Source organism: Lysinibacillus sp. AR18-8, assembly GCF_001705465.1.
GTDB lineage: Bacteria > Bacillota > Bacilli > Bacillales_A > Planococcaceae > Lysinibacillus > Lysinibacillus capsici.
Genome location: NZ_MDGU01000052.1, coordinates 34510 through 51198, shown reverse-complemented (window position 1 = coordinate 51198; position 16689 = coordinate 34510). Strand labels below are relative to the sequence as shown.

Sequence of the window (16689 nt, the reverse complement as noted above, 5' to 3'; positions counted from 1 at the left end):
AGCGTGCTTATTCTATTAATCTTATTTTGCCGCGGCTTGAATCTCAAAGTAAGCCCAATGCTCTTTAGGTATATCCTTGAAGATTTGTTCTGTGTCCTCAGTTGGTATTGGACGATTAAAGATTCGATTCAGTACCTTTACTGCCTGTGCACGTGTTAGTTTTTCTTCAGGTCTAAATTCACCATTGCCTGAGCCAACCATTATACCTATCGCACTTATGCGATTGATTTCTTTTGCTGCCCAATGTGTGACCGCCACATCACGATATGTTTCTCCACTTGTATTTATTTCGCAATACGAGGTATCTGTAGCCCCTTCTACACATTGTTTATCAATCCATCTCACAGCAATAACCGCCATTTGGGCTCTAGTAATCATTTCATTCGGCCCGAATGAACGATCATGACGTCCTTGCATAATTCCTTCTGTACGAATATATTCAATATCGTTTTTTGCCCATGAAGTAGCTGTATCTGCATAAAATAGGTTAGACGCTTCTGGTACATGATTGTCACTTAGGTTTCTTGCCAACATTGCTGCCATTTGGGCACGAGTGACATTTACATTCGGACGGAAAGTGCCATCTGTATAGCCGTGAATATAGGAAGCAAATGTGCTGTCTACCTCTATTGGTTCTTTCTCTGGTGGCACTTCTTCCTGCGCTTGTTCTACATAAAGTAGAGAAAATGTAGAAAAGTGCTCTACATCAAAGACTATACCTGTTTGCCCTCTCGTAAATTCTGCAAAACGCCCACGTATTATTTCAACTGTTCCATTACTATGCTCTACATAGACCATCATATTTTCTCGTTGAGCTGATGTGAGATTCGCTGGTAATGGTAGTAGCAATGTTACTTGACGGTTTTGTAGATTTGTGTCGATAGATATTGGCTGACCAACGAGTTTTACATTAGCGCCATTACCCTGTTGTAAAACTATTTCAGCTTGTTTAGCCTGATCCTCAATAGCTTTTTGCCGCAATGCATCCTTAATCGGTACAATTCGGAAGTAAATGTCTTCATTGAAATCATTCATTGAAGTAAAAGGAACATCTATTTTGACCATTCCCATAGCTATACTAAAATGTGATTTACCCTCTATTAATCGCTTAGCAGCATCTCTATCAAGTATCACCTTTGTTTCACTTGCTGGAGGTTCCATATTAGGGATCACAAGTCGAGATCTTTTATCTTCCTTATTCCCTAATATCCGAAGAAACTCGTTTGCATTTGCAACTGTAAAGTTTACTGTATCTTGAAAGCTACCGTTACTCAATACACGTGTTAACACGGTTTGGAGGAGCACATCATCTGGCATACTTTGATCTACAACATTTATCTTTAGCTGATTACTTGGTGCAACAGGATCAGGTGTTGGTGTAGGACTAGGCGTTGAAGATCCTCCATCTCCTGGTACATTGTTTTTAGACCACAAAGCATACAATATCAAATTCCCTTTCCCCATTTGAATCGTTTGCCCAATTTTATAAGTAACACCTTTTCCATCAGCCTTCGTATTCCATCCTACAAATGTATAGCCTGCTTTCATTAAATTACCTGTATTGCCCAGTACTGTAATAGTGTCCTGATTTTTATACTGCTTTGAATCTGTTGGTACTATCCCCCCATCAGATCCGTTACTGTCATACGTAACCGTATATGTTTGCAGTGCACTAGTCGTAAAATTCCAGGAAGTATTATTAGTAATACCTTTATACGCATTACCTGCTACATCAGTAAATGCACCTGCGTCAATTTGAATGCTGTAAGTAGTATTATGGGCTAAATCCAATGTAGGATTTACTGTCACAGTTTCATTAGTGATAGAAACATTTGCTTGTGTAACAGCAATAGTTTCGACAATTTGGTTATCTGCAGCATTTCTTATGACAATATTTTTACTAGTTACAGGTAAGACCTTTTCATCAAATGTTAATACAAGATTATCTGCAGGCTGTACATTAATTGCCTGATGCGCTGGGAAATAGGTTGTTATTTCAGGAGAAATTTTGTCAAATATCACAATTGTCCCTGATGAAATCTCTGTTACCTGTAAGCCCTCATTCCCTGCTATATCTTGAAAATCAATTGTAAAACTGATAGGTCCATCTGAGTCTGTGGACTTTAACGTATAGCTTGCTTGCCATGTTTTAGCATCCCCATCACCTTTATCATTGACATTTGCTGTTTGTCCTAGGATTGATACATTCGGTGATTGAATGTCCTCACTTGTCTCAAAGTCGATTGTGATTACATCGTCTACCTTAGCAACTGTTGGGTTAGCATTATTTGAAGCCATTGTCACCTTTTTTACTGTTGGCTTTACGCTATCGACAATGACATAGCTTCCATCAGTTACGTCCGTTACCTCTATTGCCGAATTACCTAACAGATCTTTAAAGTTAATTGTAAAAGGTGCTGTTCCCTCTAAATCACCATTATCTATAACATATGTTGCCTGCCAGTTTGTGGATGCTCCTGTTACAATAGCAGCTTTCCCCGAAATGGTAATTATAGGTGCTTGTATATTTTTATCTGTTTTCATTGTTAAGGTGATCGTATCTCCTACCTTAGCCTTTGTAGGATCCAGATTATTCGATTTGATCTCTACCTCTACAGCTTTTGGCAAAGCTTTATCAATCACAAATGTAATGGTTGTGGTATTCCCTGCACTATCTGTTGCTACCAAAGTATAATTTCCAGATGTACTTACTGTAGTTCCACTTGAAAAGGTTGCTCCATTCAGGGTAGCAGTTCCTTCATTAAAACTAATCGTTACATCAGTGTTATAAACACCGTTATTTGTAACCCCTGTTATGACTGGTGGAGTTGTATCTAGAACAATTGTATCTGAGAATGTATTTGATATATTGCCAGCAGTATCCCTTAGTTGCATATAAACTGTTTTACTACCTTCTCCATGGGATAAAGTCCAACTTTTCGTAGATATTTTTGACTCCCAACTGGACCAAGTAATACCATCATTCGAAAAGCGCATTTCTATCGCTTCTCCTTCTAAATCTGTTGCCGTCAAATTTAAGGTAACATTTATAGAACTTGTCGAGATTTGTCCACCGTTAACAATGATGGAACCTGATGGTGCATGATTTTTAGTAATCTGGATTGTAAACTCCTTATCCAACGTATTACCAGCCTCATCAGTTACTCTTATCGTAATCTTATAACTATTTTTCGTATCGAATTCAAACATTGCCTTTGTCTTTAATACATTCCCATCAATCGTAAAGAAGCTTGTATCTCCAGACTGTAATGAATACGTGAATGTTTGTGAGCTTCCTGTATCCACTGCCGCCAATGTTCCAACTGTTGTACCAATGGGTTTCTTTTCTTGTACAGTAGTATTATTGAGCTCAATATCAGTAGGTGGTGTACTATCATAGAATATTTGTAATTCATTTGATGCTTTATTCAATGCACCTCCACTATTTGCAACTACCTTTTCAGGAATTTTGATTTTCACAGCTCCATCAGCAATAGGTGATATAAGAGCTGTATATGTGGTACCACTCCCTGACAGAATTGCCACATTTCCATTTGTAACTTCGATATCCCCAATCATAAAGCCTGTCACTGACTCACTGAATACCAAAGTTATAAGAATTGAATTGCTATTTGTTGGACTAGAATCATTTGGTATAATTATCACTGCTGGACGTGCATTGACGACTAGCTCCATTGTATAGTCAGTACTAAAATCGATACCATCACTTACCTTAAATGTAAAAGATGAAGATGTGCCATTTTCCGTAATATATCTTAAATTACCTGCATCTAAATTAGCCTTACTAATTGTCATACCATTTGTAATAGCTTCCCCACCATCAAATTGCTGATTATTGTTGTTATCAAGAAAGAGCTGTCCGCTATTTGGGATAGTAGAGATTTGAATCTGTTGCAAAGTATCTCCAGCATCTTCATCTGAAAAAGCAAAAGAAGTACTAGTAAATGTATACACTTGACCCTCGTTTACATTTTCGGTTCCATTACTGGATGTCGGTGGTTTATTTAATGCAGTGATTGTTACCTCCTGCATCATATAGGCACTCTTATTGCCATCAATATCTTTGACAATGACATTAAAATAATAGGTTGTATTAGCTACAAGACCTGTAACATTAAAGGAGTTACTATCTTTGGTATAACCGCCTAACGGTGTCCCATTCAATTCTATGGTACTAACCGTATCAATATTGTTACTACTAGATTGATAGACTTGATATTCTAAATCCTCTTGAGCTGTTATATCATCAGATGCTTTAGCCCAGTCCAACTGTACGCCTGAGGTAGTAATATTTGAAGAAGTTATAGCACCATTTGTAATTGTTGGTGGACTATTATTTGGGATATCAATCGTAAATTGGGTAAACGTTAAATCCCATAGTCCCGCCTGTACAGTAGGTATAAAATTTACACTCGCAGTAATGACAAATGAGTTGATTCCTTCTATATTAATAGGAATATCATAAATAGGCTCATGATTTGCAATTGTCTTAAAAATTACAGGATTTCCTTTTGGGTTTCCTGCCCCATCATACCCTTGAATTGTTATAGACAATGCATCGTTTTCAGGATGTTTATTAATCGTATTAATTTTTAATGATTTTAAATCGAAGATCCCACCTGCAAAGCTTTCCCCAGCAGAAATTCTAATTGATTTTGGTGGTGAATATTCATCTGCATCAAAATAATAACCAGCTGGAAATTGTGATCCATTGCTATATGTGAATAAATTAATACCATTATCACCAGGAATACCGCTTACTACAAAGCCATTATTTGTGTCATCTTTCCACGAAGCTTGAGTTAAATCCTGTATACAACTTGGAAAATCTGGCGAATCGCAAGCAGCCGCCTCCACCTTTAAAGGTGAAACGAACCCTAATCCCATCAATTGACTATAAGCGACCAACACCAAACACAGGGTTATGGTTAATATCTTTTTTCCCATTCTATATTCTCCTTCTTGGTTTCACACCCTTCATTTAATGAATCGTTAACTCTTAGGAGGCCATTCCCCATATAAACAAATAATAAAGTTCAGTCCTAAATATGGCTGCATATTGTTATGTGGTTGACTTCCTCCAACAGCATTAACCGTCATTAGATTCATTTGTTTATTTACTTGTGACGTATAAACTGGGACAGTTCCTTTCCCTTGCTGATCTGTCCATATTGCACCCGTTGGATCATTATTAGTGGTTTGAAGATTGTTACAATTTGCTAGATGATTATGACTAGGCATCTCATTTTCCAACAGCGTTACAGAGGGGGCACCACCACTACTCCCTATAATTCTAGGCGTTAAACCTACACCTGTTCCTTGATGAATAGCTGCTCTACCATTTAAATTTGGTAATGCAAACGTGGTTTTACCATCTCCCCCATATCTGTTACCCAAAATAGCATATAATGCACTATTCGAGGCAATGTTTATTATCTGACCATCACACAAAGCCCAGTCTTTTGGTGCAAAATTACCGCCAAATATTCTAATTTCTCCAATATATGCTTCTGACACTTTGCCCACCTCCTTTTTTCTAATTTCTTGATGGATAAATTCCTACTAAAGCTATGCAGTAATTAGCGACACTGTATGGCTGCATATTTTGATGTGACTGCGAATTTCCTGATGTTGACAATGCTTGCATGTTCATAATAGTATTTGGTTGATTGACAGAATAAATATTATTAGCAGATGTACCCCATACATTTCCAGTAGCCACTTTCAACGTAGCACTTTCTGAACTACCATTAACAATATGTGTATGAGTTGGCATCTCATTAATTGTTAATACATGTACCTCTTCTCCTGCTTTTTGTCCACGTGTGATACTACTGCTTACATGAACTGGGACTCTTCCCCTTAAGTCAGGTAATGCAAATGTCGTAGAGCCATTACCACCATAAGTTGCTCCTAAAATTGAATACAGCGCTTGGTTTGTATTAATTTGTAATATTTGTCCATCACATCGCGCCCATCCGCTTGGAACTGTCCCAAAGCTAAATAATCGTATTTCACCTACATATTGTTCACTCATCCTTCATACCTCCTATTCTGTTGGATACATACCGTAAAGAGCAATAATGTAACTAATTGTTAAAAACGGCATTACATTGTTATGAGAAGCGTTTCCTCCCACACTTGAAACAATGGCGGCATTCATTGTGCCATTTGGTGGTTGTGTCGAATATTGTATATTTTTTGCCCAAACAGCATTTTCTGGACTAGGGGTTGTGCCATCAAGAGAAGAAGCTTTTACCTGATGTGTATGTGCAGGAAGCTGTGAAGAGATTAAAGTGACGGTTTCCGCCCCTCCCATTTGACCATTGACAAAGGTAGTACCAGTAGTTGGATTCTGTCCTTGATGTACTACAACCCTGCCTTGAAAATTTGGTAATGCAAAGGTTGATTGACCATCTCCTCCATAGGTTGTGCCAATCAAAGAAAAAAGTATTTCATTTTCGGAAATAGATAATAGTTGACCATTACAAAGAGCCCAGCCATCTGGGGCATAATCACCAGCAAATAATCGAATTTCTCCGACATATTGTTCCATTCTTAAAACCTCCTTACAAAATATTGCTTTACCTAGCACATTACAATAACAAGGTTAAAATTAGGTTAAAAAATATATTTTTTCCAAAATGGACTAACTCACCAACCATTTAATCCAAAATATCAATACAATATTGTTGCTTATAAGAAAGAGTTAAAAGAAAAAAGTGGGTAATGATATTACATCTATAAAAATATTAAACTAAATACCTAAAACCAGAATTCGTTTTTATTTCCGAGAATAAAAATGTCAAAAGCTATCGAGAGAAAACTTCTCGATAGCTTTTGTCTACAGTCTGAACATACTAACACTAATATGTTTTTATTTTATTTTTTCTTTTAGCCACTTTTTTATGCAACCCCTGAATAACAGAACGTGTTTCATCTAAATAATCCACTGTCTGCTCATAGGCACTCGTCACTATCCCCATAAATAAAATATCAATGACAAGTAACTGCGCTAGACGTGAGGAAGTGGCACCACTTCTAAAAGTTGCTTCAACATTGGGAGAGATATATAAACAAATGTCTGCTAGGCTAGACACTAGTGAACTACCATAGCGCGTTAAACTGATTGTAGTGGCTGGTGTTTGGCTAGCTATTTCAAGGATTTTAGCCACTTCATGCGTTTCTCCGGAGAAGGAGATACCTACTACCACATCCCCCTTCTGTGTATTGACAACGGCTGTAGCTCCTAAATGCAAATCCACAAATGCCCTACTATTTTTATTGATTCGTAAAAATTTTTGATCTGCATCCATTGCTGCTATACCTGATGCACCCACTCCAAAAAATATAATTTTATCAGCTTGTGATAAGGCCGTTATTGCACGCTCTAATTCAGCAATATTTATTAAATTAGCTGTTTGTGTCAAAATTTCACTACTTTGCGTCGTTACCTTCTCTACAATCGATGGCAGCGCTTCATTCGCCTCAATATCTCGATCTTCAACTTTAGCATGTTGTAAATCACCAGCAATGCGCAATTTCAGCTCTTGAACACCACTAATATTTAACGATTTACACAGCCGAATAACTGCGGCACTACTTGTTTGACTAGCCTCTCCTAGTTCAACTGCTGTCATTTTTATAGCCTGTGTAGGATGTGCTAATATATAGCTTGCCACCTTTTTTTCGGAGAGTGGAAGCTTTTCGCACATTTCAGCAAGCATAATTAAACCCGCATTTATTTTTTCCATTTTTCCAGCTCCATCTCTAGATAAAAGGAAGTTATCCATGTACCTCCTTCATCAATATTTCTTTAGAGACACCGCTCTCCGCACATGCCCTTCTGATTGAGCAAGTAATTCCGTCGCCTCTTCAATCGTTGTATTCGTCAGTAGCACCACAATCGCGAGCTTTACTTGATAATTGTTTTGCTCCAGAACACTTTCAGCCTGATTATAAGAAACTCCCGTTACCTCACAGACGATTTGTTTGGCTCTCTCTCGCAATTTAAAATTACTAGCATGAACGTCCACCATTAAATTTTTATAGACCTTTCCAAGCTTAATCATGGTTGTCGTTGTAATCATATTTAATATTTGTTTATGAGCTGTTGCAGCCTTTAGTCTTGTAGAACCTGTTAAAATTTCTGGTCCTGTAATCACCTCTATTGCAATATCTGCATGCTTACTAATAATAGAATGAGCGTTGCTCACTAAGCTGATTGTTTTTGCCCCTAGTTGTTGAGCATAATTTAATGCTCCTTTGACAAAAGGCGTTCGACCGCTTGCTGCAATCCCTATCACTACATCTCGGTTTGTTAGCTGTTGTTTCTGTAGTTCAACCTCTCCTAATGAAAGATCATCTTCTGCACCTTCTATGGCAATCATTACTGCATCTGCTCCTCCAGCCAATATTGCCTGCACAAGCTTTGGTGATGTACTAAATGTAGGTGGACATTCTACGGCATCTAGCAAACCAATTCGCCCACTTGTCCCTGCACCAACATAAAATAATCTACCGCCATTCTTTAGTGCATCCACAACAGCTGTGACAGCCTGCTCGATTTCAGGTAAAACCTTTGCTATGGCTAATGGTACTTTTTTATCCTCTTCATTCATCAGCTTTACAATTTCAATAGTGGACATTAAATCTAGATTTGTCGTATCTGGATGATAGCCTTCAGTCGTCAGTTTTGTCATTCGTTCCATTGAAATCAAATCCCTCCACACTATTTTTCATGGATACTCATCCAAGTTCCTTTTACCTTTCGTTGTAAAGCCTCTGTGATTGGAATTCCTTCACTGAGAAGTCCATTAACGAAAGCTCCTATAACAGGTGGCACCTCTGGTTGTATTAGTCGATTAGGTATTTTAGCACGCTGTAATTTTTCTCGAAAGCATTGAACAAAATAAAAATTTTCGAATAAACCTCCACATAGGACAATAGAGTCACCTTTTAGCTGAGGCTCTTTTTTCAACATTATTTGGATGAAATGAGTTAAATGATGAGCAGCGTGTTCAATAATTTTTTGTGCCCTATCATTATTTTGCTCTGCTAAACGCAACACCACACGAGCTACGGAGGCTATAAGTACACGTGGCTGTGGATGCTCATAAACATGCGTAATAATTTCAGTAGGATTCTTTAATGCTAGCTGCTCCATAATAGTCGCTGTAAACAGATCCTCATTCACGCCAATAGCATCATAATGTCGCGTAATCAATCGCAATGCCTCTTGCCCAATATAGTAGCCACTGCCCTCATCTCCTAATAAATAACCCCATCCTCCAACACGACTAACTTGATGATTTTTTCCAACTGCATATACGATGGAACCCGTTCCTGCTATCACAACGAGCCCTTGCTGTGTATATGTGCCGCTAGTAAGTGCCGCTACCGCATCATTGGTGATGGTTATCTTACAGGAGCTAGTAGGGAAAAGGAAGCTAATCCATTGCTCCCAGCGTTCTTTATCTAACTGGCGATCGCCCCCTGCCACACATAAGAACACCGCAGCAATATCATTATTTGTTGCATCTATCTTTTGTAGTAACGTGGCAAGGAGCTTGATAATATGTAGCCTTACCTCGTCAGGTGGCGTTGATTTTATATTCGTTCCAGCTCCTTCAACAAAAGCCAGCACTTCCCCTTTTCTTGTCCCAATCACTGCACGAGTTCTCGTCCCACCACCATCGACCCCAATAATGTATTCCCTATTTAATGGCACCAGCCGTCAGCCCCTCCATAAATTGCTTTGAGGCAATAAAAAATAATAGGATCATTGGTAATGAAGCTAATGTTAAACCTGCAAAAAGAGAGCCCCAATCTGCCGAATGCTCACCAAAAAGTGACATCATTCCAACAGGTATCGTCCGTTTCATTTTTTCTGTAATAAAAATAAGCGGGAAGAAGAAATCATTCCATGAAGCAATAAAATTTATAATAACCACTGTTCCAAGGGCAGGTCTCATTAACGGTAACATTACATGCCAAAGAACTCTTAAGTTCCCCGCCCCATCTATACGGGCTGCTTCCTCTAATTCATAAGGCATTGTTTTAAAAAAGCCAGTTAAGATCAGCATGGATAATGGAATACCTGTCGCCATGTTCATCAAAATTAAAGACCATAAGGAATTTATCAGTCCTAAATCACGCATTAATATAAAGAGCGGGACAATCCCCAATTTTATAGGAATCATCATGCCTAATAAAAAAATAAAGAACAATGCATGATTCCAAGAAAATTTAAAGCGAGCAATATAAAATGCAGCCAGTGAACAAACAACCACTATTAGTATCACAGATACAATACTGACAATTAGACTGTTTAGAAAGTATGTGGTAAATGGAATTTTTGCTAATAATGTACGATAAGTATCTAAGCTAAAGCTAGTCGGTAAACCCAATGGATTTTTATAGATATCCACGCTCTTTTTAAATGAAGATAAAATCATTAACAAAATTGGATATAAACTAATGGTCGCCACCGTAAACACCACAAGATAATAAAATGGTCGAACCCAAATAGCGCCTTGCTTCACTATAATCACCCCTTACATTTGAACATTCTTTTTATTGGCAAAGCGTAAAAATAGCGTGGTACAAACTAATATAAATAAGAATAGTACTGTAGCTAACGCCGAACCCAACCCAATAGCTGTTGCCCCAGAAGCGGTAGAGCTACCAAATGCTAAACGATAGAAAAACACAGCTAACGTATCTGTAGAATAGTACGGCTCTCCCATGGAGCCCTGCATTGCATATACTAATTCAAATGCTTCAAATGACTGGATAAATGTTAAAATGCCCATGATCATAATTGATGGCACCATTAAAGGCAAGTAAATCGTACGCAATAAAGTAAAACCCTTAGCGCCATCTAACTTTGCAGCTTCGACTAACTCACTTGGGATCCCTTGAAAGCCAGCAAGAAAAATTAAGACACCAAAACCTAATCCAAACCAACAATTGACTAAAATAATGGCGATTAACGCCGTGTTGGGATCACCAAGCCAAGCCTTTTGTAAAGTTTCAAGACCTAATTTCTCCAAAACGACATTTAAAGTACCAAAATTTGGATTTAGAATGAGCTTCCATAAGAAACCTACAACAATCACTGATAATAATCGCGGTAGAAAGAAAGCAGCCTTAAAAAACTCTACACCTTTAATTTTTTGATAAATTATAAAGGCAAGAAAGAAGGCTAATCCATTCATAACCATCATTTGCACAACAAAATAGAGGACATTATGTTTAAAGGCATTCCAAAACATGGAGCCATAGGGTTCTGTCGTAAAAAGCGTCACAAAATTTTGGAAACCGATAAAATCACCACGAGCCATCCCTTTCCATTCAAAAAAACTATAGGATAATGCCGCTATTATCGGATAAAGCACAAACAACCCATAGATTATTAGTGCAGGAATAGGGAAAAGATGGATAGTCCACCTTACTCTCGATTTCCTCCTTCTTACTGATGGAGCTGTATATTCTCTTATCATGAGCAGCCTCCTTTTACTAATCATGAAACAACAAGACCCCTAAACTCCTTATAGCACTTCAGGGGTCTACTGACTTGATACTTTCATTATTTTTGAAATGGCGTAAACCAAGTTTTAGCGTTTTCCTGTACTTTTGTGGCAACCTCTTCAGGCGTTACTTGACCTAAATACATGCCTTGTAGCTCACTTTCAAGCAAGCTCTTTGTTGTTGGGTCCCCACCAGTAAAATTAGTTACCCACATATATGGCGTTGCTTCATTTGCAGTCGAATGACTAATAGCATTTAACAATGCATCGTCAGAGGTAATACCTGGAATAGCGCTGATCATAGAAAATTCTTTTACAAACAAATCGCCAAACTCCTTAGTTGTTAAAAATTCTAAAAATACTTTAGCTGCTTCTTTATTTTTCGAATTAGCATTGATCGCAAATGAGCCATCTACCCAAGTCGTCACTGTTGTATTACTCTCTTTAGATGGAATAGGAAAATAACCTAAATCTAAATCTGGATTCATTTCTAATACAACAGGAATTTCCCAGCTACCTAACGGGAACATGGCCGCGTCTTCTAGTGCAAACAAAGTACGGATATCATCCATTCCTAAGCCTTCTGAATTGACAGGAAAATATTTTTTCAAGTCATTCATTACTTGAATGGATTCAATAAACTTCGGATCTGTAAAATCCTTTTCTCCTGCGAGCACTGCTTGGTAAAAGTCATTGCCCTCATAAACAGCAGGACCGACAATACCGTGTAGCAACGATAATAGCCAGCCTTCTTTTGTACCCATTGCAATTGGTGTAATACCCTTTTCTAATAATTGGTCATTTAATGCTATGAATTCATCCCATGTAGTAGGAATTTCAAGATTATTATCTTTAAAAATCTTCTTATTATAGAAAAATTGTGTAGAGCTTAAGTTAATTGGTACACCGTACTGATTCCCTTGGTCATCACGAGAAGCCTGTAATGCTTCTTCAGGAAATACATTCAATCCATTTAAACTGTTTATTTTCTCAACATAACCTGCCTCCGCAAGCTTCAATCCAGCTGCATAAGGACGTAAGTGAAAAATATCTGGACCCTCTCCAGCCTGTAATGCCGTATTGAGGACTGTATTATATTCAGTATTTTTAGTTGGATTAAATGAAACATGTATTTCAGGATGTTGTGCATTGAATAAAGCAATCACTTTTTCATACTTGGCAACATCTTCTGTGCGCCAACTCCCTATTGTTAGCGAAACCTCTTCAGTTTTCGATTTCTCTTCATTATCAGGTGTTGTTGAGGTCGTTATTTTCTCGTTCGTGTTACAGCCTACTAAACCCACAACGAGTAATAAAAGAAGCAACAATAACCATTTACTCTTTTGTCTCATACCAGCAGATCCACCCTTCATATCAGTAATTTTTCATAAATCATCGTATGAAGCTTCTCTCTAATCCTTCCCATGTTTGTATTTCTCCCATAATGCACAGCATTCGTTAGTAAAATGACAAATGCCTTTTTTACAGGGTCCATCCAAATACTCGTGCCTGTAAATCCTGTATGACCAAATGAGCCCTTGCTCCACCTCCTACCAAAACAAAATGATGCTTCATCTCCTCCCCATACTTCAAACCCAAGTCCCCTCGTTTTAAAAGTTTTCGTATAGGCAAGCTCTAACCATTCATATGGAATTACACTTTGTTGCTTAATCCCCAACCAAATTTCCGCATACTTTGCTAAATCCTCTACACATGAAAATAAACCTGCACTACCAGCAATACCATCTAGTAATAAAGCTTTCTCATCATGGACTATTCCCTGTACAAATTGACCTGCTACCATTTCTGTAGATGCTGCAAGCCTTCTTGTATGCACAGGCAGTTGAAAACATGTATGATGCATGCCCCATGGCTTAAAAACCTCTTGCTCTACAAAACTTTTTAATGAAATGCCAGTAACTTCCTCAATCACCTTTCCTATAATAATCATACCTAAATCACTATATTGCACTTGTTCATTTGGCTGCCATACTACATCACTTGCCAGTACCTCCTGCAGGATGTCACGCTTATGATGTCTTTTAACTACAGGTGTTAAATCTGCTGGCAATCCTGAGCAATGCTGCAATAAATGCTGGATTGTAATAAGAGGATAATTAAAATCAGGCAAATAGGTTTGGACTGGATCTGTTATATAAACTTGATTTCGACTCATCAGGAGTAAAATAGCTGGGAGTGTTGCGACAACTTTTGTTAAGGAGGCTAAATCAAACAACGTATTACTTAAAATAGCTTGCTCGCTGCCATCCTCAGCAGTATAGGCTCCATAATTGCATGAAAATAGCCTTCTTTCTTGCTGCTGAACAATTAATACAGCACCTGGAATTTTCTGTTCTTTCACTAAGCCAGTTATATATGCATCTACCAAGGAAGCACCCCACTATTAAATATCTAAATTTTCTGTAAATTAGTATTATCATATAAAATAAAATGATGAAAAATAACACCAATCCTAAAATTTTTTTTCATGTGTACTCAATAAAAAAAGCCCTAGCCAGTAAATATTTACTGGCTAGGGCTACTTTGATTATTTAGTTGGTTTTTTTAAATCCATTGACGCTGCTGCGCTTTCAACTTTTACGCGTTTCAAGAAGAATGCAAGTACCACTGCAATCACTGTTATACCAGCTGCAATTAAGAAGGAATGCGTAATACCATCTAATAAGGCGGTTTGCATAATCTGATCTTGCATTTGTTGCATTTGCTCTGCTGTAGGCGCTGCTCCTGATTGTGCCGCATTCGCTTTGGCTTCTGCAATTAATTCTTCCGCTTTAACTTTTGTACGATTATTCATAAATGTTACAAGGATCGCACTACCGATTGCTCCTGATACCTGCTGTAATGTATTGTTAATCGCTGTACCATGTGGATTCATCATTTGTGGTAGTTGATTTAAACCGTTTGTCATAATAGGCATCATGACCATCGACATACCGAACATACGAATTGTATACATCGATACGATATATGTGTAGCTTGAATCAATTTCTAACTTTGTTAAACCGAAAGTTGCGATTGTTGTAATCGTTAATCCAATAATGGCTAACACACGTGGACCAAATTTATCGAACAGCTTACCAGTGATTGGTGACATAATCCCCATCACAAGTGCTCCTGGAAGCATCATTAAGCCTGCTTCAAATGGTTCGATACCACGGATAGACTGTACATATGCTGGTGTTAAAATCATCCCTGAGAACATTGCCATAGAGACAATAACTGAGATAACAGACCCTAAAGCAAACATTGGATATTTATAAATACGTAATTCCAGTAATGGCTCATCCATTTTCAGCTGTTTAACAACGAAAATAATTAAAGCAATGAAGCCAATCGTAATTGTGCCATATACCCATGGACTTGACCAACCTTTGTCGCCCGCTGTACTAAAGCCGTATAAAATACCACCAAATGCAACTGTTGATAAAAGTACTGAAGGGAAATCTAAGTGAACTTCACGTGTCTCCATCACGTTTCTTAGTTTCCAAACACCAAATAATAAACTAATTAAAGCAAATGGAATAATCATTTGGAAAAGCATACGCCAATCATGATGTTCCACAATATACCCTGATAATGTAGGACCAATTGCTGGCGCCATAATCATAACTAAACCAAAGATCCCCATTGCTGCCCCACGCTTTTCTTTCGGGAAGCTTGTTAGCATAACGTTCATTAAAAGTGGTGACATACTAGAAGCTCCGGCTGCTTGCACCATCCGACCTGCTAGCAGCACGCCAAAATTAGGAGCGAAACCTGCCATAATTGTACCAATTGTAAAGATAGACATCGCTGTAATAAATAAATGTCTATTTTTAAAGCGTGTCACAAAGAATGCTGAAGCAGGCACTAAAATACCGCTCACAAGCATATACCCTGTTGCTAACCATTGTACTTTTGAATAGGTGATCCCAAAATCTTTCATGATTGTTGGTAATGCCACATTCAACAATGTGTTATTTAGAAAAGCAACAAAAGCACCCACAAATAGAATAGCTATCATGCCATAAGGGGGCTTTTTCATTGTTTGCTCACTATTCATTTATATCCCTCAATTCTTTCTTGTGTTTTACGATAAAACTTATTTTATACTCGTAGTCTACTTTTTTCAACAAATAAGTTTATATTTTTTATAAACGTTGATATAAAAGCATTCCAAGTGTAGAATAAGAGTATAATATTATAAAAAAGGTGAGGTTATGAACAAAAGAAAAAGACAAATTATAACAGCAGCACGTGAACTTTTTATTGAAAAAGGCTTTCTAGATACATCAATTAATGACATCATCAATGCGGCTAAAATCTCTAAAGGTACATTTTATAATCATTTTACTTCGAAAAACGAATGCTTAATCGCCATCTTAGATGAAGGTCGCGAAGAAGCTAGTAATCGTCGCCATGAGCTCATTTATGGCAAAGACCCTACAGATTTAGAGGTATTGACGCAGCAAGTCGCTGTTCTCATGTATGTCAATCGTGAACATAATTTAGTACAGATATTCGAATCCATCTTCCAATCAAGAGATAAAGAACTAAAAAAAATTATTATTAATTACCATTTACAAGAACTAGAATGGCTCGCCAATCGTCTAGTACAAGTCTTTGGAGAAGAGATTAGCCCTATTAGCTATGAATGTGCTGTTCAAACACTTGGAATGATTAACCTCACTCTACGTGCTGTCTTTATTGCCGATTATAAATATATCAATCGAGAAGCTATTGTACGTGTAGCATTGCGCAATATTAGCGTAATTATACCCACTATGCTTGAGTCAAAAGAGATTATCGTAAGTGTTGAAATGATCAATACCATTCAAAATGTCGTGAACTATAAAACCGTTACAAAAGGAATGGTTATTGAACAACTACAAGGATTTACAAAGGGATTATCGAATAACGAAACAATGGAAGGTTTGGAGTATGCACAATTCTTATTAGAAGAATTGCAGAAAGAAAAACCAAAGCTTTTTATCATCGAATCACTTCTTACACCTTTCCGTAAGGCTTTCGTCGGCACAGAACATATCGCAGAGGCCCGTGACATCGCCAATAACTTATGGCGTTACGTAAAAATTGAACAGCCCGCTGAACGATGTACGAAAAATAAATAAAAAAA

Annotated in this window: 13 protein-coding genes; 1 reads left to right on the top strand and 12 read right to left on the bottom strand. The window is 37.6% G+C overall.

Annotated features, from left to right (window positions below):
• Window positions 1–21 precede the first annotated feature (21 nt).
• The 12 genes from BFM98_RS22015 to BFM98_RS21960 all read right to left on the bottom strand — a co-directional run bounded on the left by BFM98_RS22015 (window position 22) and on the right by BFM98_RS21960 (window position 15615).
• On the bottom strand, window positions 22–4968 hold the full coding sequence (locus tag BFM98_RS22015; protein WP_066038391.1) for an S-layer homology domain-containing protein: 4947 nt from the start codon (window positions 4966–4968) through the stop codon (window positions 22–24).
• Window positions 4969–5013: 45 nt separating this feature from the next.
• Window positions 5014–5538: a phage tail protein gene (locus BFM98_RS22010; RefSeq protein WP_066038390.1), complete on the bottom strand. Its 525-nt coding sequence runs from the start codon at window positions 5536–5538 to the stop codon at window positions 5014–5016.
• Window positions 5539–5557: 19 nt separating this feature from the next.
• Window positions 5558–6058: a phage tail protein gene (locus BFM98_RS22005; RefSeq protein WP_066038389.1), complete on the bottom strand. Its 501-nt coding sequence runs from the start codon at window positions 6056–6058 to the stop codon at window positions 5558–5560.
• A gap of 12 nt (window positions 6059–6070) precedes the next feature.
• Entirely contained in the window at window positions 6071–6577 is a 507-nt protein-coding gene (locus tag BFM98_RS22000; protein ID WP_048391873.1) for a phage tail protein, read from the bottom strand.
• Between the two features lie 310 nt (window positions 6578–6887).
• A complete protein-coding gene (locus BFM98_RS21995; protein ID WP_175400798.1) occupies window positions 6888–7775 on the bottom strand; it encodes a MurR/RpiR family transcriptional regulator in 888 nt (295 codons plus the stop codon).
• Window positions 7776–7826: 51 nt separating this feature from the next.
• Window positions 7827–8732 (bottom strand): N-acetylmuramic acid 6-phosphate etherase, encoded by a 906-nt coding sequence (murQ, locus tag BFM98_RS21990; protein ID WP_048391877.1) that lies wholly within the window; start codon window positions 8730–8732, stop codon window positions 7827–7829.
• A gap of 20 nt (window positions 8733–8752) precedes the next feature.
• A complete protein-coding gene (locus tag BFM98_RS21985; RefSeq protein ID WP_066038388.1) occupies window positions 8753–9751 on the bottom strand; it encodes an N-acetylglucosamine kinase in 999 nt (332 codons plus the stop codon).
• Window positions 9738–10565 carry a carbohydrate ABC transporter permease gene (locus tag BFM98_RS21980; RefSeq protein WP_066038438.1) on the bottom strand — a complete coding sequence of 276 codons (828 nt, stop codon included), beginning with the start codon at window positions 10563–10565 and terminating at the stop codon, window positions 9738–9740. Before BFM98_RS21980 ends, BFM98_RS21985 begins: the two co-directional genes overlap by 14 nt.
• A gap of 12 nt (window positions 10566–10577) precedes the next feature.
• Entirely contained in the window at window positions 10578–11525 is a 948-nt protein-coding gene (locus BFM98_RS21975) for a carbohydrate ABC transporter permease (RefSeq protein ID WP_066038387.1), read from the bottom strand.
• A gap of 86 nt (window positions 11526–11611) precedes the next feature.
• Complete coding sequence (locus tag BFM98_RS21970) at window positions 11612–12925, bottom strand: ABC transporter substrate-binding protein (RefSeq protein ID WP_175400797.1); 1314 nt, start codon at window positions 12923–12925, stop codon at window positions 11612–11614.
• A complete protein-coding gene (locus tag BFM98_RS21965) occupies window positions 12922–13941 on the bottom strand; it encodes a serine hydrolase domain-containing protein (RefSeq protein ID WP_048391885.1) in 1020 nt (339 codons plus the stop codon). Before BFM98_RS21965 ends, BFM98_RS21970 begins: the two co-directional genes overlap by 4 nt.
• Window positions 13942–14100: 159 nt before the next feature.
• Window positions 14101–15615, bottom strand: coding sequence for a DHA2 family efflux MFS transporter permease subunit (locus tag BFM98_RS21960; protein ID WP_066038386.1), 1515 nt, complete (start codon window positions 15613–15615; stop codon window positions 14101–14103).
• Window positions 15616–15772: 157 nt separating this feature from the next.
• On the opposite strand from BFM98_RS21960, the gene BFM98_RS21955 reads away from it, so the two are divergent.
• Window positions 15773–16684, top strand: a complete 912-nt coding sequence (locus tag BFM98_RS21955; protein WP_066038385.1) for a TetR/AcrR family transcriptional regulator — start codon at window positions 15773–15775, stop codon at window positions 16682–16684.
• Window positions 16685–16689: the final 5 nt, after the last annotated feature.